1 protein-coding gene is annotated in these 247 nt (G+C 49.8%); it reads left to right on the top strand.

Annotated elements, in window-relative coordinates; translation table 11 throughout:
* Positions 1-247: autotransporter outer membrane beta-barrel domain-containing protein (locus HBA93_RS22630; protein WP_221724731.1), on the top strand; the 247-nt coding region annotated here is incomplete at both ends.

The following is a 247-nucleotide window of genomic DNA, read 5'->3' as shown; positions in this document are numbered from 1 at the left end:
ACAGAATGGGCGACTGCCGGAGGAGCAATCGGCTTGCGCGCAGGTCTGGCTTATTCATGGCATAATGTGGAGATGAGCCGTTCCGTCGCTTTCGCGGATTTCAGCGATAAACTCTCAGCTGATTATCATGCAGGCACGTTCCAGATTTTTGGTGAGGCAGGCTATAAGCTCAATCTAGACGAGCATTCACTCATCGAGCCTTACGCCAATCTTGCTTATGTTCATGTACGCAGTGATGGTTTTGATG

Source organism: Ochrobactrum sp. SFR4, from assembly GCF_019730395.1.
Classification (GTDB): Bacteria; Pseudomonadota; Alphaproteobacteria; order Rhizobiales; family Rhizobiaceae; genus Pseudochrobactrum.
This window is presented reverse-complemented; position numbering and strand designations above follow the sequence as displayed.